At 62.2% G+C, this 22,648-nt stretch carries 18 protein-coding genes; 12 read left to right on the forward strand and 6 right to left on the reverse strand.

Translation table 11 applies throughout. From position 1 onward, the window contains the following. The first annotated feature begins 61 nt into the window (after positions 1–61). From HDEN_RS00010 to HDEN_RS00040, 7 genes are all read left to right on the forward strand, one after another. A complete protein-coding gene (locus HDEN_RS00010) occupies positions 62–505 on the forward strand; it encodes a rhodanese-like domain-containing protein (RefSeq protein ID WP_013214048.1) in 444 nt (147 codons plus the stop codon). A gap of 226 nt (positions 506–731) precedes the next feature. After that, positions 732–2,141 (forward strand): chromosomal replication initiator protein DnaA, encoded by a 1,410-nt coding sequence (gene dnaA, locus HDEN_RS00015; protein ID WP_245256810.1) that lies wholly within the window; start codon positions 732–734, stop codon positions 2,139–2,141. A gap of 338 nt (positions 2,142–2,479) precedes the next feature. Continuing rightward, positions 2,480–3,598 (forward strand): DNA polymerase III subunit beta, encoded by a 1,119-nt coding sequence (gene dnaN / locus HDEN_RS00020; protein WP_013214050.1) that lies wholly within the window; start codon positions 2,480–2,482, stop codon positions 3,596–3,598. Positions 3,599–3,647: 49 nt separating this feature from the next. Further along, entirely contained in the window at positions 3,648–4,091 is a 444-nt protein-coding gene (locus HDEN_RS00025) for an endonuclease domain-containing protein (protein WP_245256681.1), read from the forward strand. 2 nt (positions 4,092–4,093) lie between these two features. Next, on the forward strand, positions 4,094–5,461 hold the full coding sequence (locus tag HDEN_RS00030) for a DNA replication/repair protein RecF (RefSeq protein WP_013214052.1): 1,368 nt from the start codon (positions 4,094–4,096) through the stop codon (positions 5,459–5,461). A gap of 146 nt (positions 5,462–5,607) precedes the next feature. After that, positions 5,608–8,055, forward strand: a complete 2,448-nt coding sequence (gyrB, locus tag HDEN_RS00035) for a DNA topoisomerase (ATP-hydrolyzing) subunit B (RefSeq protein ID WP_013214053.1) — start codon at positions 5,608–5,610, stop codon at positions 8,053–8,055. Positions 8,056–8,181: 126 nt separating this feature from the next. Then, positions 8,182–9,012, forward strand: coding sequence for a hypothetical protein (locus HDEN_RS00040; RefSeq protein WP_150103147.1), 831 nt, complete (start codon positions 8,182–8,184; stop codon positions 9,010–9,012). Between the two features lie 47 nt (positions 9,013–9,059). Here HDEN_RS00040 and HDEN_RS00045 read toward each other — a convergent pair whose 3' ends face one another. After that, a complete protein-coding gene (locus tag HDEN_RS00045) occupies positions 9,060–10,850 on the reverse strand; it encodes a cation:proton antiporter domain-containing protein (RefSeq protein ID WP_013214055.1) in 1,791 nt (596 codons plus the stop codon). Positions 10,851–11,156: 306 nt separating this feature from the next. Between HDEN_RS00045 and HDEN_RS00050 the strand changes: the two genes are divergently transcribed. Next, entirely contained in the window at positions 11,157–13,448 is a 2,292-nt protein-coding gene (locus HDEN_RS00050; RefSeq protein WP_150103148.1) for a transglycosylase domain-containing protein, read from the forward strand. 12 nt (positions 13,449–13,460) lie between these two features. On the opposite strand, the gene HDEN_RS00055 is transcribed toward HDEN_RS00050, so the two are convergent. Continuing rightward, the gene (locus HDEN_RS00055; RefSeq protein WP_049775103.1) at positions 13,461–14,231 is read right to left on the reverse strand and encodes a M48 family metallopeptidase; all 771 of its coding nucleotides are present in this window, start codon (positions 14,229–14,231) and stop codon (positions 13,461–13,463) included. A gap of 187 nt (positions 14,232–14,418) precedes the next feature. Further along, the gene (locus tag HDEN_RS00060) at positions 14,419–15,027 is read right to left on the reverse strand and encodes an SCO family protein (protein ID WP_013214058.1); all 609 of its coding nucleotides are present in this window, start codon (positions 15,025–15,027) and stop codon (positions 14,419–14,421) included. Between the two features lie 134 nt (positions 15,028–15,161). On the opposite strand from HDEN_RS00060, the gene HDEN_RS00065 reads away from it, so the two are divergent. Then, a complete protein-coding gene (locus tag HDEN_RS00065; RefSeq protein WP_013214059.1) occupies positions 15,162–16,565 on the forward strand; it encodes an ActS/PrrB/RegB family redox-sensitive histidine kinase in 1,404 nt (467 codons plus the stop codon). 141 nt (positions 16,566–16,706) lie between these two features. Then, entirely contained in the window at positions 16,707–17,288 is a 582-nt protein-coding gene (locus tag HDEN_RS00070; protein WP_041921461.1) for an ActR/PrrA/RegA family redox response regulator transcription factor, read from the forward strand. 34 nt (positions 17,289–17,322) lie between these two features. Here the strand turns inward: HDEN_RS00070 and HDEN_RS00075 are convergent, their stop codons facing one another. Further along, positions 17,323–17,829, reverse strand: coding sequence for an MmcB family DNA repair protein (locus tag HDEN_RS00075; protein WP_013214061.1), 507 nt, complete (start codon positions 17,827–17,829; stop codon positions 17,323–17,325). Positions 17,830–17,930: 101 nt separating this feature from the next. On the opposite strand from HDEN_RS00075, the gene HDEN_RS00080 reads away from it, so the two are divergent. Both HDEN_RS00080 and HDEN_RS00085 read left to right on the forward strand, forming a co-directional pair. Next, complete coding sequence (locus HDEN_RS00080; protein ID WP_013214062.1) at positions 17,931–19,652, forward strand: AAA family ATPase; 1,722 nt, start codon at positions 17,931–17,933, stop codon at positions 19,650–19,652. Continuing rightward, a complete protein-coding gene (locus HDEN_RS00085) occupies positions 19,649–20,494 on the forward strand; it encodes a hypothetical protein (RefSeq protein WP_013214063.1) in 846 nt (281 codons plus the stop codon). The genes HDEN_RS00080 and HDEN_RS00085 overlap by 4 nt, the downstream gene beginning before the upstream one ends. 4 nt (positions 20,495–20,498) lie before the next feature. On the opposite strand, the gene ppk2 is transcribed toward HDEN_RS00085, so the two are convergent. Further along, positions 20,499–21,464 carry a polyphosphate kinase 2 gene (ppk2, locus tag HDEN_RS00090; protein ID WP_013214064.1) on the reverse strand — a complete coding sequence of 322 codons (966 nt, stop codon included), beginning with the start codon at positions 21,462–21,464 and terminating at the stop codon, positions 20,499–20,501. 186 nt (positions 21,465–21,650) lie between these two features. After that, a complete protein-coding gene (locus HDEN_RS00095; protein WP_013214065.1) occupies positions 21,651–22,205 on the reverse strand; it encodes a GcrA family cell cycle regulator in 555 nt (184 codons plus the stop codon). Positions 22,206–22,648: the final 443 nt, after the last annotated feature.

The raw sequence follows: 22,648 nt of genomic DNA on the forward strand, positions 1-22,648 counted from the left end.
ATACTCGGGGAAGTCTTGGATAGGTCTTTAGCTAATCTAGTAACGAGTAAAGAGGGGGCTCGTGGAAAACATCGAAGCTTCCCGCGTCGAGGATGTTCCAGTCCTTGAGACGTGGGAGCGCTTAAGCGCCGATCCCAAAGCAGTTCTGGTGGACGTTCGTACGCGCGCCGAGTGGGCGTTCGTCGGGGTTCCGGATTTGAGCGGCTTGGGCCGGGAGACGCTGTTGATGGAATGGCTGACGTTCCCCGACAACCGTCCCGTCCCGGGTTTCAAGGATCGGCTCGATGAGGCGCTCAAAGCTCGCGGTGTCGAGAAAGACGATCAGATTTTTTTCATTTGCCGTTCGGGCGCACGTAGCCTGAAGGCGGCAGAGGCCATGGCGGCGTCGGGCTATCGACGCTGTTTCAACGTGACGGAAGGGTTCGAGGGGCCAATCGATCCCGATCGTCACCGCAACCAGATTGCCGGCTGGAGGCATGCCGGACTCGCCTGGGTGCAGGGTTAGCACCCAGAATTATGAAGGGCACGTGCCGCAGCGCTCAGAGGGTTTTGGGCATGCGGCGCACATTGGGGGGAACGCCTAGGGCCGGCGTTCCGCGTAAATAGCGGGAGTAATCACTATGCAGGCAGCAAAGACAGCAGAGGCGCAAGGCGTGAGCGGTGCGCAGGGGACGGCTGTTGTTGAGACGGCAACTGGTTCGGTCGAGGGCCGTGGCCAGAAAGTTCGTGCCATGCTTCGGGCACAGCTCGGTGAGGAAATTTATTCGAGCTGGTTCAAGAGCCTCGAGTTCGAGGATTTCGACGGTCGCGTCGTCAAAGTCTCGGTGCCGGTCAAGTTCGTGCGGAACTGGATCCAGGAGCATTACGCCGAGCGTCTGCTGCATTGTTCGCGCGTCGAGTTTGCGACGGCCGAACGAGTCGAAGTCGTCTGGCGGCAGCCAGGCGTCGCCGTTCAGCGTCCGGCTGAAGCGCGTCCTGAAACAACAATCGCCGAGAAGGCGCCCGCGGCTGCCTCGCAGGCGGAAGCTCCGCCGCGCGTCTCGGTTCTGAGACCGCCGGTTCTTCCGGCGCAGCGCACTTCGGCCGGTGGGCTCGAAGGTTCGCCGCTCGATCCGCGCTACACGTTCGACAGCTTTGTCGTCGGCGCTTCAAACCGCATGGCGCATGCCGGTGCGACGCAGGTTGCCGAAACGGTTCTGACGGACGCTCCGGGCTACAATCCGCTTTACATCCATTCCGCCGTCGGACTTGGCAAAAGCCATCTTTTGCAGGCGATTGCGTGGGAAGTGAAGCGCCGCGCGCCGAGCGCGCAGGTGCTGTATCTGACAGCCGAGCGCTTCCGCTATCAGTTCGTCGAGGCGCTGCGCTCTTCCGATCCGCTCGCATTCAAAGAGCGTTTCCGCAACATCCATATGCTGCTGATCGACGACCTCGAGTTCCTGCAGGGCGAGCGCACGGAACAGGAATTCGATCACATCATCAACGCGCTGCTCGACGGTGGAAAGCAGGTCGTCGTTGCGTCGGCACGGGCTCCGAACCAGATCGAGCGTCTCAACGAACGGATGCGGTCGCGTCTGCAGCGCGGTCTCGTCACCGAGCTGATCCCGCTCGACCACGAGCTGCGCCTCAAGGTTCTGGAAAAGCGTCTGGGCGAAAAGCGCGCCGCCGATCCGTCGTTCACGCTGTCGCGCGATGTCGTCGACCTTCTGGCGATGCGCCTGACGGAGAACGGCCGCGAACTCGAAGGCGCGATCACGCGGCTTTACGCGACGTGGCAGTACATGCGCACGCCGATCACGCTCGACATCGCCGAGACCGTGATCCGCGATCTCGTGCAGAACCTCGAGCCGCGGCGCATCAAGATCGAGGACATCCTGCGCATCATTTCGCGCCATTACGGTGTATCGAAGGGTGATCTCTTGTCCCAGCGGCGGCACCGGTCCGTCGTCTGGCCGCGCCAGATCGGCATGTACCTCGCGAAGCACCTGACGGCCCGCTCGCTCCCTGAGATCGGGCGCCGCTTCGGTGGCCGCGATCACACGACGGTGTTGCATGCAATCCGGAAGATCGAGGGCGAAATCACGAAGAACCCGCATCTCGGCGATGAGCTCGAGGAACTGAAGCGGCTGCTCAACCATTGATCCGGCGCTGATCACACGCTGATCAAGATACCGATCGCGGCGGCCCCACGCCGCGAGTTCAACGGAGTGAGGCCGGTCCTTCCAAGCCCTCGGGAGGCCGGCCTTGCTGTTTTTGGCGCTTTGGCATGATTTGTAACGCTAAAAGGCCGCCTAGCTTGTACATCTTGGCTTGAAAAATGGGGCCCATTCGGCTCTGATCGCCACCCGTGGGCGATTCCGGTGCCAAGCCAAGTCTGGCCGCTTCCGGGCGGCTACAACATCCTTCGCGCGTGATCGTCACCGGCGGCGTGCCGATGCCGCCGCGTCACGCGCTCCCGAAATCAGAACTGAGGACAGACATGCGTCTCGAGATTGAACGTGGGGAACTCTTGAAGGCGCTGAGCCATGTCACAAGTGTCGTCGAGCGGCGGACGACCATTCCCATTCTTTCAAACATCATGCTGAAGGCATCCGGCGAGACGCTGATGTTCAAGGCGACGGACCTCGAACGCGAAGTGAGCGAGAGCGTCGGCGCGAAGGTTTCGACGCCCGGCACGCTGACGGTTCCGGCGCACGTGCTGCACGACATCGTGCGCAAGCTGCCCGACGGCGCCGAGATCGAGATGAAGCGCGACGGCGAAAAGGAGCGCCTGACCATCACGTCGGGGCATTCGCGCTTCAGCCTGCAGACGCTGTCGGCGGAAGATTTTCCGGACCTCGCCGTCGGCGAGATCGGACATGAATTCACGATCGAGGCCGGTGACCTGAAACGGCTGATCGACAAAACGCGGTTCGCGATCTCGACGGAAGAGACGCGCTATTATCTCAACGGCATCTTCCTGCACCCGGCGGAGACGGCCGGCGTAAAGACGTTGCGCGCGGTTGCGACGGACGGGCATCGTCTGGCGCAGGTCGAGCTTCCGTTGCCGAAGGGCGCGGAAGGCATGCCGGGCGTCATCGTTCCGAGGAAGACGGTGCACGAGCTTGCGCGGCTTCTCGAAGATTCGAGCGCGAAGGTGAATGTCGGTGTTTCGCAGACGAAAGTCCGGTTCGAGATCGGGCCGGTGGTGCTGACGTCGAAGCTGATCGACGGCACGTTCCCGGACTACAGCCGCGTCATTCCGCACAACAACGATAAAGAAATGAAAGTGCCGAACGCGTCGTTCAAGAGCGCCGTTGATCGCGTGTCGACGATCGCGAGCGAGCGCGGGCGGGCGGTGAAGCTCAACGTCGCGAAGGACAAGCTGATCCTGACGGTGAACAATCCGGAAGGCGGCAGCGCGACGGAGGAAATTCCGGTCGGCTACAGCGCTGGGCCGCTGGAGATCGGGTTCAACGCGCGCTATCTGCTCGACATCGCCGATCAGCTTGAAAGCGAAGACGCGCGGTTTCTGCTCGCCGATCCCGGCTCGCCGACCATGGTTCGCGATGGCGGCGACGGCAACGCGCTTTACGTTCTTATGCCGATGCGGGTTTAGGTCAGTTGTGGGATTCCCCTCCCCTCGACGGGGAGGGGTTAGGGGTGGGGTGACGGCGAGATCAATCGGGATTGAAACTCAATTGGTCAACGATCGTGCTCGTGTGCTTCGGAATAATGCTACGGCTGCGGAGCGAAGGCTTTGGTATCGGCTGCGGCAACTGAGGGCGTCAGGGCAGAAGTTTCGCAGACAAGTTCCGATCGATCACTTCATTGTCGATTTTGCCTGCTTGTCGCACCGCCTAATCGTTGAAGTCGATGGCGCGACACACTCCGCTGAAGCTGAGATTGCGAGCGACGTCCATCGTCAGCGCTATCTTGAAAGCCAAGGATTCATGGTGCTGCGCTTCAACAATATGGACGTCGCAACAAACATCGACGGCGTGATGGAAAGTATTGTCGGCGTTCTCAGCACTTTGGCAAGGGAAGCTTCCCCCACCCCTAACCCCTCCCCGCAAGGGGGAGGGGAATTGCTGCCGGCGCGTGGGAAGTGAGTGTGGGACGCGAATACTCGAACGCACTCTGGGTTGAGCGGCTGCAGCTCACGAATTTCCGCAGCTATGCGGCGGCAAATGTTGCGACGGATGCCGGGCCGCAGGTGATCGTCGGGGCGAACGGGTCGGGCAAGACCAATCTTCTTGAAGCGCTGTCGTTGTTGTCGCCGGGGCAAGGGCTCAGGCGCGTGCCGTTCAGCGATCTCGTGCGGTCTGGCGGCGACGGTGGTTTCGCGGTTGCGGCGCGTGCGCATACGCTTGCGGGTGCGACGGATATCGGAACGGGATTGCGTGCGACGACGGTGCGGTCTCTCTCGGGAGATGACGATCTTCTCTCCTCTCCTTCGACGGGGAGGGGTCAAGATCCAGGCGGGGTCTCCGATCGATCGCGCGTCGATACCCCCGCCCCTAACCCCTCCCCGCAAGGGGGAGGGGAACCGTTCGGATTTTCCGATGAGAGTTTGGCGCGCAACGCGCAGCGCGGCGGCGGTCGAGCAGCGGAGCGAGCGCCGTCCGAACGGGGGCGGATCGTGCGCATCGATGGCACGGCGCAATCGGGATCGGGTGTGCTCGCCGATTATCTCGAAATCGTCTGGGTGACGCCGGCGATGGATGGGCTTTTTACGGGGCCGGGATCGGAGCGGCGGCGCTTTCTCGATCGGCTGATCCTTTGTTTCGATCACGGCTATCGCACGATCGCCGGACGTTTCGAACGCGCGATGACGAGCCGAAACCGGCTACTCGCGGATGGCGTGCGCGACGACTCGCAGCTTTCGGGCTTCGAGCGCGTGATGGCGGAAACGGGCGTCGCCGTTGCGGCGGCGCGTCTCGAAGCCGTCGCTGCGATGGCGCAAATTGTCGGTAAGCGGCGCGAGCGCGATCCCAATTCCGCATTCCCGTGGTCGTCGTTCCGGCTGGAAGGCAGCATCGAAGATAGCTTGCAGCGCCTTTCGGCGGTCGAGGCAGAAGATCTCTACGCGCAGACGCTCCGGCAAACGAGGGAACGCGATCGTGCCGCGTCGCGGACGCTCGACGGACCGCATCGTTCCGACCTCATCGTCGAGCACGGGCCGAAGGGACTTGCGGCGCGGCATTGCTCGACGGGAGAGCAGAAAGCTCTGCTGCTCGGCCTCGTTCTGGCGCATGCTGAGCTTTTGACCGAGCGCCAGGAAGGCGCGGCGCCGATCCTGCTGCTCGATGAAATCACGGCGCATCTCGATGCCGACCGGCGCGCGGCGCTGTTCGACGAAATCCTGCATCTCGGGGCGCAGGCGTGGATGACCGGCACGGACAAAAATGCCTTCGAGGCGCTTGCCGGCCGGGCGCGTTTCTGGGCGGTTCAGGAGGGTAAAATCGCAGTTTCGGAATAAGTTGTCGGCGAGGGACAAACGGTCACACGCAAGACAATGAAAACAATACGCTTTTTTAAGCCGCAAAGAATCGATTTCATGCGGTGTTTCAAGGGGTTTTGTGGTATGAAATGGGTCTCATTTCCCTCCCTTGAGAAAAGCAAAAAATGACCGCTCAACCGCTGAAAAAAATGCCCGAGCCTGACGATTACGGCGCGGACAGCATCAAGATGCTGAAGGGGCTCGACGCGGTTCGCAAACGTCCCGGCATGTACATCGGCGACACCGACGACGGGTCGGGTTTGCACCACATGATTTACGAGGTCGTCGATAACGGTATCGACGAAGTTCTCGCGGGTCATGCGAAGAGCTGCGAGGTGACGCTCAACCCTGATGGCTCGTGCACCGTGCGCGACGACGGGCGTGGGATTCCGACCGGCATCAAGAGGGATGACGACCAGGACCCGAAGCGTTCGGCCGCGGAGATCGTGTTCACCGAGCTGCACGCTGGCGGAAAGTTCGACCAGAACTCCTACAAAGTTTCCGGCGGTCTGCACGGCGTTGGCGTGTCGGTCGTCAATGCGCTGTCGTCGTGGCTCAAGTGCCGGATCTGGCGCGACGGCAAGGAGCACTTCGTCGAATTCAACAACGGCAACACGGTTGCGCCGCTGAAGGTCGTCGGCGATGCGAATGGTGAGCGCGGTACGGAAGTTTCGTTTCTGCCGAGCACCGAGACGTTTCACAACGTCACCGAATTCGATTTCGCGACGCTCGAGCATCGCTTGCGCGAACTGGCGTTCCTGAACTCAGGCGCTAAGATCGTTCTGACGGATGCGCGTCATGCCGACGTGAAGCGGCAGGAGTTCGTCTACGAAGGCGGCACGGCAGCTTTCGTGCGCTATCTCGATCGTTCGAAGTCGTCTGCGCTTCCCGATCCGATCATGATTTTGGGTGAGAAGGACGGCATCACCGTCGAGGCGGCTCTGTGGTGGAACGATACCTACCACGAGACGGTGCTGTGCTTCACGAACAACATTCCGCAGCGGGACGGCGGCACGCATCTCGCCGGTTTCCGCAGCGCGCTGACACGTATCGTCAATAAGTACGCGGAAGAAACCGGTCTCGCCAAAAAAGAGAAGGTTTCGCTTTCGGGTGATGATGCGCGCGAAGGTCTGACCTGCGTTCTGTCGGTGAAAGTACCCGATCCGAAGTTCTCGTCTCAGACGAAGGACAAGCTGGTTTCGTCCGAAGTGAAGCCGGTCGTCGAGTCGGCGGTCGGCGATCAGCTCGGCGCGTGGTTCGAAGAGCATCCGAAAGAAGCGAAGGTGATCGTCGGCAAGATCGTCGAGGCGGCGCTCGCGCGTGAAGCGGCGCGCAAGGCCCGCGATCTGACGCGGCGCAAGGGTGCGCTTGATGGTCTCCGCCTGCCAGGCGGGCTTGCGGAATGCCAGGATCGCGACGCGTCGAAGACGGAAGTTTTCATCGTCGAGGGCGACTCGGCAGGCGGTTCGGCGAAGCAGGGCCGCAAGCGCGAGTTTCAGGCGGTGCTGCCGATCCGAGGTAAAATCCTGAACGTCGAGCGGGCTCGCACCGACAAGATGCTCTCCTCGGAACAGGTGACGAATATTATTGCGGCGCTGGGCACAGGTATCGGGCGCGACGAGTTCAAGCTCGACAAGCTGCGGTATCACAAGGTCATCATCATGACCGACGCCGACGTCGACGGCGCGCATATTCGAACGCTGCTGCTGACGTTTTTCTACCGGCAGATGCCGGAGCTCGTCGACAAGGGGCACGTCTACATCGCGCAGCCGCCGCTCTACAAAGTCGCGCGCGGCAAGGCGCAATCGTATCTCAAGGACGAAAGGGCACTCGAAGATTATCTCATCGATCAGGGCCTTGTGGACGCGGTTCTGGTGACCGGCAGCGGCACGGAGCGCGCGGGCCGAGATCTTCGCGACATCGTCGAGCAGGCGCGGCAGATTTCGGGCGGCATCAACGGGCTGCATTCGCGTTACAACCGCAATGTCGTCGAGCAGGGTGCGATCGGCGGTATTTTCAATCCCGCGTATCTGCAGTCGGCGACGGAAGCGAACGCCGCGGCGGCGCGCGTCGCAAAGCGTCTCGACGACGTTTCGGAAGAAATGGAGACCGGCTGGGAAGGCCGCTTCGGCAACGACGGCTTTGTGTTCAAGCGCGAGGTTCGCGGCGTGACGGAGGTGCACTTCCTCGATCGCGCGCTGTTGGGTTCGCTCGACGCGCGGCGCTTGAACGAACGTCACGCGCATCTCGTCGAAGTCTACGACAAGCCCGCGAAGCTGAAGCGCAAGGACAAGGTCGAGGCCGTGCTCGGGCCGCGTTCGCTCCTCACCGCCGTGTACGAAACGGGTCGCAAGGGCATTGAGCTTCAGCGCTACAAAGGTTTGGGCGAAATGAATCCCGAGCAGCTTTGGGAAACGACGCTTGATCCGGATGTTCGTACGTTGCTGCAAGTGAAGGTCGGCGATCTCGCAGAGGCGGATGAAATTTTCGCCAAGCTGATGGGCGACGTTGTCGAGCCGCGGCGCGAATTCATCCAGGAAAACGCGCTCAACGTGTCGAACCTGGACGTGTGAGGCCGTGTCGCGACGGATGGTTCAACAGGAATTGTAACCGAACCGTCGTGCCGGGTTTATGCCGTCTTGGCTCGGGATGGCCGATCGGCGGTTGTCTTCCGGCGCGGTCCATCGAAAAAAGTGCTGGTGCTTCGCTGGTGGCTCGACGCCGACCGGCTGGAGCCGGGACAATGGTTCAACGGCCGCATCTATGAGCGGCGTTGCGATCTCTCTCCCGATGGCGATCTGCTGATCTATTTCGCGGCCAAGTGGCAGGCGCCGTTCGAAACTTGGACGGCTGTCAGCCGCACGCCGTATTTGACCGCGCTCGCGCTCTGGCCGAAAGGCGATGCGTGGGGCGGCGGCGGTCTGTTCGAGACGCCGCGCGTCATCGGGCTCAACCATCTCGAAATCAAATCGCCGGTCATCCCGGGAGCACGTAAGCCTGGCTGGCATCCGCTTGGAGATGAGCCCGTGAAGCTGCCGGGTTTCGAAGTGCGCCGCTGGAGCGAGGAAGCCGCAGGTCGTGGCGAAGACAATCCGGTGCATCATGAGCGGATCACGCGCGACGGCTGGATTTTCGTCAGTGAGGGCGATGCCGGGCCGTACCGGCAATCGGGCTACGCGTGGCTGTTCAATTCGCCCGAGATTTACGATCGTCCGTCGCCGGTGAACGGGCTCGTTCTCAGGCGATTTCTGCGCGCCATCTATAAGAAGAATGGCCCGTGGTACGTCGAAGACTTCGAGGTGCTTCGCGACGGCGCACGGGTCCGCTTCATTGAGAATTGCTCTTGGGCGGATTGGCAGAAGAACGGCGATCTACTGTTCGCGCTCGACGGCAAGCTTTATCGGCTCGCGACTGCGAAGGTGCAGGAACCGGCGCAGATCCCGATCGAGAATGCGAAACTCGTCGCCGATCTCGCGCCGCTGCGGTTTCAGAACGTCGTCGCGCCGGATTGGGCGAAGCAGTGGCCGTGACGGGCCGCTCACACGCTGCAACGCTGTGGAAAATCGATTGAGCTTTCTTATTGCGCCCGACGGCTGCGCAACGCCCGGGTTTCCGTGCCGGCTTTTTTCGCGGCGCCCTGAAGCTCGGTTCGGAACTCATCGCGCTTTTCATGGATTGACGCGATGACGAGACCGGTCGGCACGCCGAGACCGACGAGCGCGGCCTCGGACAGCTGAAGGCTTGCTTCGATGGTTTCCGGCACCGCGTCGCTCACGCCGATCTCATAGAGATGGCGGGCGTGGTTCGCGTCCTTGGCGCGCGAGACGATCACGAGATTGGGGTAGTTCACGCGCAATGCCTGAACGATGGCGTCGATTTCGGTCTGCGTGTGGATCGTAATGATCGCAGCCTTGGCGGTGTCGAGGCCGCAGTGCTTCAAGAAGTCGAGCTGGCTGACGTCGCCGAAATAGACCGGCTTTCCGTCGCGGCGCGCGTTCGCGACGAGGCGCGGATCGCGATCAACCGCGATGTAGCGCACCTGGTGCTCGGCAAGCATGTCGCCGATGAGCTGGCCGACGCGACCGTAACCGACGACGAGAGCCGTCGCGTTCTCGCTTCCGGTCGGTGCGACGCTGCCGGCCGGATCGACGACGGCCGGTGGTGCATTTCGCTTCGATACCCAGCGGCCGATCCTGGCGGTAGCCGGGATCAGAGCCATCGATAGCGATACGGACGTCAACAGAATGCTCGCCAATTCGCGCTCGAGCAGACCGTAACTCAGAGCAACAGTCAGAATGACGAAGGCGAATTCACCGCAGGGCGCGAGCAGCGTCGCGGTCTCGAACGACGGGCCTTTGCTGATGCCGAACAGGCGGGAAAGTCCATAGATGATGGCGGTTTGCAACGCGATCGTGCCACCGGCCGTCAGAAGGATCGCGAGCGGAGAGGAGATGAGCGCCTTCAGTTCGAGGCTCGATCCGACGGAAAAGAAGAAGACGCCGAGGAGCAGCGATTTGATCGGCTCGATCGTCGTCTGGACGGCGCGCCGGTATTCGGTTTCAGCGAGGAGTAGCCCGGCGACGAAAGCGCCGAGCGCGAGCGAAAGTCCGGCAGCGGCGGAAATGAAGCTCGTTCCGACCGCGACGAAGAGTGTGGCCGCGATGAAGAGGTCGTGATTGTGCGTCTGCGCAACCAGGCGGAACAGCGGCTGCAGCAGAAAACGTCCGACGCCGATGATGATCAGCAGCGCGGCCGCGGCCTGCAGCAGTGCGGTCATGATGCCGACCAGCAGCGACTGCTTGCTTCCCGGTTCCAGTATTCCGACGAGCAGCAGGATCGGGACGACGGCGAGGTCCTGGAACAGCAGGATCGAAAAGCTCGTTCGTCCGACGGTCGTCGACAGTCTTTTCTGGCGCGCCAGGATTTCGATCACGATGGCCGTGGACGACAGCGAGAGCGCCGAACCGATGACGATGGCGGTCGTCGGCGTCTGGCCGATCTCGATGGCGAAAATGGCGATCGCGGCTGTGGAGACGAGCACTTGCAGACCGCCCAGTCCGAACACCAGGCGGCGCATCGTTGACAAACGTTCGAATGAGAGCTCGAGGCCAATGAGGAACAGCAGCAAAACCACGCCCCATTCGGCGAATTTTGATAGTCGTTCCGGGTCCGTGATGGTCAGCCAGGAGAGCGAAGGGAAGTAGGGCGTCAGGGCGCCAAGGCTGCCCGGGCTTAGAGCGGCGCCCGCGAGCAGAAAAGCAAGAACCGTACTGACGCCAAGTCTATGCAGCAACGGAACAACGACCCCGGCCGTGCCGAGGACAAGCAATGCATCCTTGTAAGCGACCAGTTCATTCGTTGCTGACATCAGCCTCCCCACTTTGTTACCCGATTATGAACGCCGGGGGTGCTCGATGCCAACGTGCAATTTGCTCGCGATGCACTTTTCTTGAGTGGTGATGCGCGCGCACCTACAACGAGGGCCTTCGATCACGCTTTGCCGAACGCATTCAGGCGAGCTTAACCGGGCCTTATCCAAGGTCTGATATTGCTTAGGCGAAATCGTGCCGCGCCGGCTGCGCCATGCAACGGGCGCGGGTTTGAACGTTACCGATGGTTGGGTGCGGCGGTGTTGCGGGTCCTGATAGCGACGATCCGGTTTTGCGCGTGGGTCGTGGGCAAAGCGCTCGGCCTCGGCAAGACTCCTGCGCCGCCGACGCTACCGGCTCCCTTTCAATCTGTTGCTCAGCAGGCGTTCGATTTCGGCGATGAACCGGTTCCGGCGCAGCCTTCGCCACCGCAGCAGCGGACGGCCTCAGGTTCGCTACTCGGACGGTTCAAGCTCAAATATCGCTTGGCGCTGAGCGTCGGGGTTGCGGCGACCGGCGGCATCATCCTGACGTTTGCCGCGATGATGGTCTATTACACCGTCGTTTTTCCCGATCCGCTTGCGCTGCGAAATAACGATCGCGCGCCGCTCATCCGGATTCTGGCGCGCGATGGAACGACCATCGCAGAACGTGGTGCAGCGCACGAATATGTCCGGCTTGCGGATCTGCCGAAGCTCATTCCGGCGGCGGTCGTCGCGACCGAGGACCGGCGCTTTTTCGATCATTACGGCGTCGATCCGTTTGGCATGTTCCGGGCGATGTTCGCGAACCTCCGCGCCGGGCGTTTCGCGCAAGGCGGCTCGACGCTGACACAGCAGCTCGCGAAGAACCTGTTTCTGACGCAGGAGCGAACGCTGACGCGCAAAATTGCCGAGCTTGGGCTGGCGCTGTGGCTCGAAGTCAGGCTCACGAAGGAGGAGATCCTCGAGCTTTATCTCAACCAATGCTACTTCGGCGCGGGCGCCTATGGCGTCGGCTCGGCAAGCGAGCGGTATTTCGGCAAACCGGCGCGCAGCCTCAATCTGGCGGAAGCCGCGGTCATCGCCGGACTTCTCAAGGCGCCGTCGAAATATTCGCCGGCGACGAACCCTGATGCTGCACGTGAACGCGGCCGCGTCGTCGTTTCCCTGATGCGCGACGCAGGTTTCATTTCGCCCGAGCAAGAAAAGCTCGTGCTGGCGCAGCCGGTTGTCTTTGCTGATCCGAAAACGACCGCCGTTGCGCCCGACACCGGATATGTCGTCGATTATATTCTGGATCAGATGCCGCCGATTTCGCAGACCGCGAGCGGCGAGGTCATCGTGCAGACGACGCTCGACCGGGACTTGCAGCGCAGCGCGCAAAAGATCGTCAAGGATACTCTAGCGCGGAAGGGCGCGGCGTTCGGGGCAAGTCAGGCGGCGCTTGTCGTGCTCGACAAGGAGGGCGGCATTCGCGCGCTCGTCGGCGGACGCGACTACGCGGAAAGCCAGTTCGACCGTGCGGTGAAGGCGAAGCGCCAACCGGGTTCTGCGTTTAAGCCGTTCGTCTATCTCGCGGCGCTCGATCGCGGCATGACGCCGGATAGCGTGATGTTCGACGCGCCGGTGACGATCGGCGACTGGTCGCCGAAGAACGACAACAACAAGTATGCCGGAGAAATCACGCTTCGGCAGGCGCTGGCGCAGTCGGTCAACACGGTTGCCGTGCGTCTCAATCAGGATGTCGGTGAGGGACGGACGATCGCGGTGGCGCGACGGCTCGGCATCAGGTCCGATCTGCACGAAGGTCCGTCGCTGGCGCTCGGGACGTCGGAAGTCTCGCTGCTCGAGATGTCGGGCGCCTATGCCGTATTCTCGAACGGCGGCGAAGCGGTCGAGCCGCATATCATTTCGCAGGTTCGCATCGGAAATGGATCGCCGGTCTATGTCAGTCCGCCGCCGCGCACCGATCGCGTCGCGAGCCTCGATGAGATCGGCGCGCTGAACGATATGCTGAACGCAGTTGTCGTCAGCGGCACCGGGCGACGCGCGGCGCTGCCGGATCGCCCTGCCGCGGGTAAGACAGGCACGACGCAGGATTTCCGCGATGCCTGGTTCATCGGCTACACCAGCCAGCTGACGGCGGGCGTTTGGGTCGGCAACGACAACGGCAAGCCGATGATCCGCACGACGGGCGGCAGCTTGCCGGCGGAAATCTGGAACCAGATCATGCGCGTTGCGCATCAAGGCCTGCCGTCCGCGCCGCTGCCCGGCACGGTCGTCAGCAGACCCGAGCCCGAAGACGCGATCTTGCCGGTGGATGAGGCCGCGCACGTTTCAAAAGCGCCGAGCGCGCCGCGTGTCGTTCAATATCATGAAGCTCTGCCGTCGGCGGCGCGCGATGCTGCTCATCAAAGGACAACGCCGCCAAGGGTGGCGGAGAAGGCAGCGGACATTCAGCCGCCGTCGCAGTCGCATCCGACGAGCAATATCGACGACGATTTCATCGCGCGTGCGCTTGCCGATGAACTGGAGCAACAGCGGGATGCGATGCCGGAACAGGAGCCTGTCGAGGCGCGTCCGGGCGTTGCGGCATTCGCAATCGGCGCTCGCTAGAGACTGCCCGGACTAGTGGTTGCGGCCGTGATCCGGGCCGTACCGGTGCAGATCAGGTCCGCGCACCTGCAACCATTGCTTGGCGGCTTCGAACTCGGGGCGGATCTTTTTGACGAGCGCCCAGAACCGCGGGCCGTGGTTCATTTCCGCGAGATGCGCCACTTCGTGCGCGGCGACGTAGTCGAGAACGAAGGACGGGGCGAGGATCAGTCGCCAGGAAAACGACAGCGATCCAGTCGTCGAGCACGAGCCCCAGCGGCTGGTTTGATCGCGGATCGTGATCCGCTTTGCTTTCAGCGACAAACGTGCGGCGTGCTCGGCGACGCTCTTTTCGAGGTCGCTTTTCGCCTGATCGAACAGCCAGCGCGTCAGCCGCGCTGCCGCGAGGTCTTTCGGACCGGGAACGAGAATTGTCGGATGACTGCGCGCATCGCATTCAACCGAGATGATCCGCGTGCGTGCGGCGCCCGTGAACGCGATCCGATGAGCTTCGCCGCGCAACGGCATCGCCACTTCATCTTCGAACGGAATGTGGTTTGGAAGGCTGTCGAGGCGCGCGCGAACCCAGTCGATGTGACGGTTAAGGAATGTGCCCGCTTCGTCGAGATCGCACTGCAAAGGCAGCGTGACGATTACGGCGCGGCGCGTGCGGCTGACCCGCAGCGTGAGACGCCGCGCGCTTGGATGACGGCGCACTTCGAGTTGCGCGCCGATGTCTTCAAGACGTACAGCGCGTGACTGAGAAGACAACTCGGCAACGTGCCGTTTATTCTTGATCCCCAAGCGTCCTGGCCCCCAAAGCTGACGCGCATCATGTCGATGCAGCGAGTACGGCACGCGTGTGCCGGACCAATGCAGCACGAAAATGACCTATCAAGGTTCGCGTCGCTGCTCCAGCGGCAACGTCATAGACGGGATGCGGTTAGTGGATGTGTGGCGTTGAGGTCTCAGCATCGATTCGCCGCGTCAGCTATCCCAATGCCTTACCGATCGACGACGCAAGCTGCGCTGGATCATTTGTGATCGGAATGGGTGCGAGAAACGCACCGTCCTTGCCCATCAGATAGAAGAACGCGGAATGATCGACGCTGTAGTTGTTCGGATTCTTTTCGTCAGGGACCTTCTGATAGAAGACGCGATAAGCTTTCGCAGTCGCGGCGATCTCGCTTGCGCTTCCCGTTAATCCGACGAGACGTGGACTGAAGTTCTTGATGTACTCGCCCATCTTTTCCGGCGTGTCGCGTTCGGGGTCCAGCGTGATGAACAAAGGTACGACGTCGTCAGCTTTTTTTCCGAGCTGATCGAGTGCTGCCGCCATTACCTGCAGGCCGGCGGGACAAATGTCGGGGCAATTGGTGAAGCCGAAGAAAACAAGCATCTCCTTGCCGCGGAAGTCCTGATCGGTCACGCGTTTGCCGGTCTGATCGATCAGACTGAACGGACCGCCGACCAGTGGTTTGCCGGAAACGGCGGCCGTGCGTGCGCTGTCCTGGCTGTCGGTCGAACGCAGGGCCAATGCGCCGAATGCGGCGCCTAAAACTAGTCCGCCCAGGGCCAAGCCAACCATTGCACGGTTCATCTGCTTGAAGTCTCCGTTATGCTTTGAGTAGATAAAGCGGCTGCACGCCCCTCATGTCGGTCTTTATGGACCGCCATGCAAGCCCATCACGCGTGGTTTGCAGTTACCACAATCAACCGTTGGATTTCAGGACCATGAGCACGCCGGCAGAAAGCAAACCCGCAGTCGCGCCGGTCTTGAAGGGCATCGTGAACGTTCGCGAAAGCCAGCTTCGGCTCGTCACCAGTGTGCGGTTGCGATGGATGGCCGTGCTCGGGCAGCTCGCTGCCGTGGCGTTGATCAAGCTTTACTACGGCTTTCCGTTCAACATCGGAAACTGCCTGATCCTGATTGCCATGTCGGCGTGGCTTAATGTCTTCCTGTCGATCCGCTATCCGGCGCGCTATCGCCTGAGCACGAGCCTCGCGTTCGGGCTGCTCGTCTACGACGTGCTGCAGCTTGCGGGCCTTCTTTATTTTACCGGCGGCATTCAGAACCCGTTTTCGGTGCTGCTCGTCGCGCCGGTGACGGTCGCTGCCGCAACGCAACCGATGCGCTACACATTCATTCTCGGCGCCATCGTAATCGCCGTTGGCGGTGTGCTCATATCATTTCACGATCCGCTGCCATGGTATGAGGGTTTACGCTTCGAGCTGCCGCGCGACTACAAGGTCGGCTCGCTGACGGCGTTGGTCGCATCCATGATTTTCATGGCGTTTTATACGTGGCGACTGAACAAGGAAGCGCGGCAAATGTCGGCCGCGCTGGCGGCGACAGACTTGGTGCTGGCGAGCGAGCAGCGATTGCACGCGCTCGATGGTCTTGCCGCGGCGGCGGCGCATGAACTCGGCACGCCGCTATCGACGATCACGCTGGTTGCGAAAGAACTCGAGCACGAACTCGGTCCTGAGAGCCGCTTTCGCGAGGATCTGCAGCTGCTTCACAGCCAGGCGAAACGCTGCCGCGAGATTTTGCAGAAGCTGACGCGTAAGCCCGGCGAGCAGGACCCGATGCACGCCAGCATCACGACGGTCGAACTTCTGGAAGAGGCGTCGGCGGCGCATCGCGCATCGGGCAAGCGCATCATCATCTCGGCGCATCCGCTTCCGGGACTCGAGGAGGCCGCGCGCGAGGAGCCCATCGGCTACCGCCGTCCGGGTGTCATCTATGGGCTCGGCAATCTCATTGAAAATGCGGTGAGCTTCGCGGCCTCAGAAGTGCATCTCTCGGCGCGCTGGAACGCAACACAAGTGGTCGTTACGATCATCGACGATGGCCAGGGCTTCAAGCCGGAGATGATGGATACGATCGGCGAGCCGTACGTCACCTCGCGCCGCTATGAAGACAAGGGCGACAAAGGTCATTCGGGGTTGGGGCTGGGGCTCTTCATCGCCAAGACGCTGCTCGAGCGGTCCGGCGCAACCGTAACCTTTTCCAACCAACCGCCACCACGGACGGGTGCCATCATCCAGATCGCGTGGCCACGAAGCGCTTTCGAGCTTCCTCAGGGCACGTTCGACTGGCCCGGAGCACGCGCGCGAAAGGCCAACACGGTTTAATTTGGCTGTTGTGACGAAAGGAATCGGCCGGAATAGCCCGCTGGTAACCTTTCGGGCTCGATTTTCCCTGCGTAAGGGGTTGCGGCTGGAGTCCCGCCGTTGGAATATGCCAAAAGCGAACAAACATGCGGGTGAGCCCTGATGCGGGAGGATAACGTGGTTACCGAGGATCTGTCATTCAAACAGGATGAGTTGCCGGCCGATCGGTCGCTGGTCATCGTGGACGACGATCGCGCCTTCCTGCAACGCCTCGCACGGGCGATGGAGCTTCGCGGGTTCGAAGTCCGCTTCGGGCATTCGGTTGCCGAGGGTGTCGACCTCATTCGCGAGAAGCCGCCAGCGTTCGCCGTCGTCGACATGCGTCTCGAAGATGGCTCGGGCCTCGACGTCATCGCCGAACTCGCACGGCTGAAGCCCGACTCTCGCGCCATCGTGCTGACGGGCTACGGCAATATCGCAACCGCGGTTACGGCGGTGAAGCTCGGTGCGGTCGACTATCTGGCGAAGCCTGCCGATGCCGATGATGTCACCGACGCGCTGCTGGCTCCGAGCGACTCGAAGGCGCCGCCGCCGGAAAATCCGATGTCGGCCGACCGCGTGCGGTGGGAGCACATTCAGCGCGTGTATGAACTGTGCAACCGCAATGTTTCGGAGACGGCGCGGCGGCTCAACATGCATCGCCGTACTCTGCAGCGCATTCTCGCGAAGCGCGCGCCGAAGTAATCGGCGGGCCGACGTCGGCCTGCTTGTCTGAGCTTCATTCCATTTTCACGCCGGGGTCGACCTGCGCGAGCAGGCGCATTGCCGCCGTGCGCGCGAACGACAGCGTCAATGCCTTGCGGCGCGCCGGACTGACGGGATGACTCGGCGGATCGCGCACCAGCTCTCCGCCATACGCGTCGGCGAGAATAAGCCCTGTGTCCGCGGGCAGAACTTCAACCGGAAAATCTGGCGCGACGGCGAAGAGCAGCGCGTCGCAATACTCGCGATACTCGTGCCACTTCTGATCGGCGTGGAAGTCGGCAATGCTCGACTTGATTTCAACGATCCAGGCTTTGCCGTCATGAGCCAATGCCAGGATGTCGGCGCGGCGACCATTTCCGAGCGAGACTTCGCTCAGGCTTTCAAAATTCAACGATCGCAAAAGGCGCTGTGTGCCGCGCAAGATGGCGCGCGCGCGAGCATCGTCCCGAATTGATACGGCGGCGGACGCCGTCGCGATGTCCATCACAGTATTCGTTGCGGAAGGAGGCGCGTCCGTCATGGTGCCGCCATTATGGCGGTGCGACAGTCAGAGGCAAGCGATCGCGGACGGATTGTGATGTTCGCAGGTGTAGAGGCGTTGCCATCCTGGGGGACTTTGGCATGGTTTTCTGGCGCAATCGATCGGCAAAGAAAGCCGATACGCCGGTCGTCGCTGAAGAACGCGCTGTAGAATCTGCCGCGCAAACTGATACCGCCAGCGCGCAAGCTTCTGAAACGCCGCCGCCGTCTCTGCCACAAACGAATGTCGTCACGCTCGTGACGTCCCGGCTTGCGGATCGATTAGCCGGTGTTGCGAGCACGGCTGGGCAGATCGAAGTTCAGGATACGAAATCCATCAAGCCGCCGCAGGTTCCAGCAGAGCCCGCGCCGATCGCTCCCGCCTCACAGCCGCATGTCTTCGGGCAGAAACGTGCGGTCGCAAAAATTCGCGCCGCGCTCAATGCGAAGCCCGGCGAGCATCTGCTCGTTCTTGGAGAACCCGGCACCGGACGTCTTGCGCTTGCGGAAGAGCTTGCCGCCGACACGGCGCGCAACGCTGCCGACGATTGGATTTACGTGGTCGAACGGCACACGCCGACGCGTGCGAAGGCCTTCGCCATTCCGCATGGTAAGGCTGCGGAGCTTGTGCGCGATCTTCGCGCGGCAATCGACAAGGCAACGGTCGCGTTTGAACGGCACGCCAAGAGTGACGAGCATCGGATCAGTCTCGATCTGTTGGAAGAAGAAATTCGCTATCTCGGCGACAAGGCCGTCGATGAAGTGCGGCGGCGTGCGGAATCGCAGAACATTGCCGTCGTCAAATCTCTGGACGGTTACGTGCTGGCGCCGATGCACGAAGGCCGCGTCGTGCGATCGGATGTTTTTCGCGCGTTGCCGGAAGCGTTGAAGCGCAACGTGGAGGCCAAGATCACGACGCTGGAAAGCGAGTTGCAGTCGATCGTCGCGACGCTGCCGAATGTCGAGTTCGAGGCCAGCGAGAAGTATGAGGCGCTGGTCCGGCAGACGGCTTTGCGCGCGATCCGGCCGAGCCTTGTCGCGCTCAAGCGGGCGCATGAGGACGATCAGTCGATCGTTGCCGCGATCGATGCCGTCGAGGATGCCTTCGTGGCGTCGTCGACATCGGGCGGAGCGGGGCAGCATGCCGCCATGCCGCTCAATCTCGCGGGCGAAGATGGCGACGAAGTTCGCAAGGTCGTGACGGTGCGCCATGTGTCGCCCGTCGATCTTCTCGGCGAAATCGGCCGCGATGCGCTGGGGCGTCCGGCACACGTGCCGGGGCAACTGGCTCGCGCCGGGTCCGGATTTGTGATCATCGAGGCCTGGCGGCTCGCAGCCGATCCGAAGGCATGGTCGGCGTTGAGCGCCGCGCTCGCGTCGCGCGAAATCACGCCGCTGAGCGGGGCGGGCCTGTCGATCAAGGCGGATCCGGTGCCGCTTGCCGCAACGATCATTCTGATCGCGGACGAGCAGTCGTGGTCGAAACTCGAAGCCATCGAGCCCGGGATCGCGCGGCATTTCCCGCACGTCGCCAAGCTCAGTGCGGCGGTGCCGCTTGCCGATATGCCGGAGACAGAATTTTCGATGGGGGCGGCGCGGCTGGCTTCCAACAACGCATTGCGTCCGCTGGCGCAGAGCGTCGCGCCGATCATCTACAAGGATGCGGTCCGGCGCGGCGGCGGCCGCGTTTCGCTTTCGTGCACGGCGCTTCTGCATCTGCTCAAGGATGCCGATGCAGTCGCTGGAACGCGCGATGCCGCGCAGATCAGAGCGTCCGACGTTACCGAGGCTCTGGCACATCGCGCCGACGGTGAAACCCCATGATCACGCACGTGGCCGAAGCTTCGGAGCTCAGCGGCCGCGTCGTTCTCTGGCTCGATCCCGAGGCGCGCTGCACGCCCTCGGTCCTCGACGCGCCGTTGCGTTTAGCCCGTGCCTACGATGCCGAGATCGAGACGATCGTCGTCGATCAGCGGGCCGATGAAAGCGGTGACGTTCCGTTCCGGCGCATCGGCCATGTCGGCATTCCGGATATTCCGCCAGTAGCCTACCGCTTCCAGCTTCTGGCGCAGCGCTGCCGCCGCATCGTCGAAGATGCGGGCCGGACGCACAAAGTCAAAGTTCGTCATGCGCTGGCGCAGGGCGATGCCGTCGACCGCATTTCCGATATGTGCCTGATGCGCGGGCCCTGGAACATCGTGGCGCTGACCGGCACGCCGTCGGTCGGTGGACACTCCGTCATCAACGCGCTGCTCGCCAACGTCAGCGGCGCTACCGGCTTTCTTCTGTGCGGCGAAGCGCTGGCGAAGAGAAAAACGGGCGTCGTCGTCATCGTCGAGGACGGCGACCGGCTGCCGTCGATGCTGCGTGCAGCCGAGCGGCTATCGCAGCCCGGCGCCGTCATTCAGCTCGTCATTGGCGCGGAGACATCCGCAGAGCATGCCGAGATCGAGCATCAGGCACGGCTGCTGACTGCGGATATGACCGCAGTTGCGTTCGCACCGATCGGGCCGACGTTCGGCGTGCCCGGCGCGATGACCGAGATCATCGCGCGCATGAAGCCGTCGTTCGTCGTTGCGCGGTTCGGCGGTACGGCATTCGCTGACGGACGGGAGCTTTCGCGCGCATCGGCGGCCATCCAGGCGCCGATCCTGCTGGTTCGATGATCGCTTAATCCGGGGAATAAATGATCTTCGGATCGGCCTCGCCGATGGCTGAGAGATTGCGGCCTTCGTAGTCGATCGCGAGCAGCACGTGTCGGATCGTTTCGAGACGGGCGCGGCGCTGATCGTTGGCGCGGACGACCATCCAGGGCGCGATGATTGTGTTGGTGAAGCGAAACATCTCGACCTCGGCCTTCGTGTAGTCATCGTATTTCGGCAGCGCGGCGATATCGACGTCGGACAGCTTCCATTGCTTCAGCGGGTCCTGGCGGCGTTCGTAGAAGCGCTTCAGTTGCATTTCGCGGCCGATCGTCAGGTAGAACTTGAAGAGCTTGATGCCGTCGCGCACGAGCAGGCCTTCGAATTCCGGCGCTTCGCGCAGGAAGATCGCCAGCTGATGCTCGGTGCAGAAACCCATGACGCGCTCGACGCCGGCGCGGTTGTACCAGGAGCGATCGAAGAGCACGACTTCGCCGGCGGAGGGAAAGTGCACGGCGTAGCGCTGGAAGTAGAGCTGTCCGCGCTCGGTTTCGGTCGGCTTGGTCAAGGCGACGGTGCGCGTATTGCGCGGATTCATGTGCTGGTTGAAGGCTTTGATGCATGAGCCTTTGCCCGAGCCGTCGCGGCCTTCGTAGAGACAAAGGATGCGGCCGCCGGTCTTGAGATTATGCTTCTGCAGCTTCACGAGCTCGATCTGCAACGCCAGCAGCCGCTCTTCGAACTCGGTGCGCTTCATGCGATCGTCGTACGGATAGCCGCCGGATCGCATCGAGGCGTCGTCGATGGCCTTCGGCAGCTTCGGAGCGTCGATTGAAAAGCTCTGCAGGAGATCGCCGGCTCCGCTCTCGGCCAGTTTTTTCGTGGCTTTGCGGTCGGCCGCGGTCGGGCCGGTGTCGCTCTCCTTGACTTCAGAGACGGCTGACGTTGCGACTTCGCCTTTGCTGGACTTCCCTTTGCCTTTGCTTTTCGACATGGGACGTCTCCTGAGGCTGCTCAAAGTGCTGCGTTTCGAGAAGCTAGCACACGGCAAAAAGCCCGTTCTGCGACGGAGCCAAAACGGTTAGCGAAATGGGCATGGAAAAGCCAGCAGCGGCCCCCGCGCGCTGCTGGCTTTCCTTGCTCCGCTGGCCTTGCCCCCCGGCTAGCCTTGCGGAATATCTCAGGCTCGCTGCTTCGGATCCGCAGTCGCGAGAACGGCGCTGGTGATGGCGACCGGGCTTTCGATTTCCGTGCGCTCGCGGCGGCGCGGCGCGACGGGCTGGAAGGCGCGGCGGGCGTGAACCTCGCAATACGGCAGCAACGGCACCTTGTTACGGCCGCAGAAGTGGAACTCCGCCGTCTGCGGATCACCGATCGGCCAGCGGCAGCTGCATTCGGTGAGAGTCTGGATGGTCTTGCGCTCGGCGAGCGGAATCTCGATCTCCTCCGCCGGTGGCACGTAGGCCTCGGTGTCCATGTACAACGCGCGGACGGCCGGATTGCCCGACTGGGCGAAACGCGGCTTTACCGGCCTCTTGGCATTGACCATGCGGCTGCGCGGCCGGTGTGTTTTCATGCGTGACGTGGTCGCCCGGCCGGAGAGGCCGAGGCGGTGAACTTTTCCTATGACCGCATTGCGGGTCACACTTCCAAGACGGCCGGCGATCTGGCTAGCGCTTAGTCCTTCCGACCAGAGCTTCTTCAACAGATCCACGCGCTCATCAGTCCAAGACATGCGTCGTATGCTCCCTCTCGAGCCGCAACAGCGGCGTGCACCCCCCGGTGCCCGCGGAACGACGGTCGAGACGCGAGGTCTGCGCGCGCGCAGTCGGAACGACAGCACGCGGACGCAGGACAACGACGGTCCTGACCGGTTACAAACGCAAAAACTTCAGGAAAACGCGGGACATACACGCTAGAGACGCGGGCGGCGCATACAAGGCTGCCCAGAGCGCGGTTGGAGCCGATACACAGCCGAACAGGTGACGCGACAGGCGCCGCCAGATCTCGTGGCCCAACAAGGGTAAGTTACAACATGCTGAATCCCGCCTACAAGGCAGAGGTTTAATCATAAGGGTATTGACAGGAAAACGTGGCGAGCCAGCCACAGAGCGATTCGTGGCCGGGGATATGTCCGAATTGCCTGTTTGGGAGACAGCCCATTCAACCGTTGGATTG

Origin of the sequence: Hyphomicrobium denitrificans ATCC 51888, assembly GCF_000143145.1 — a bacterium.
Taxonomy (GTDB): domain Bacteria; phylum Pseudomonadota; class Alphaproteobacteria; order Rhizobiales; family Hyphomicrobiaceae; genus Hyphomicrobium_B; species Hyphomicrobium_B denitrificans.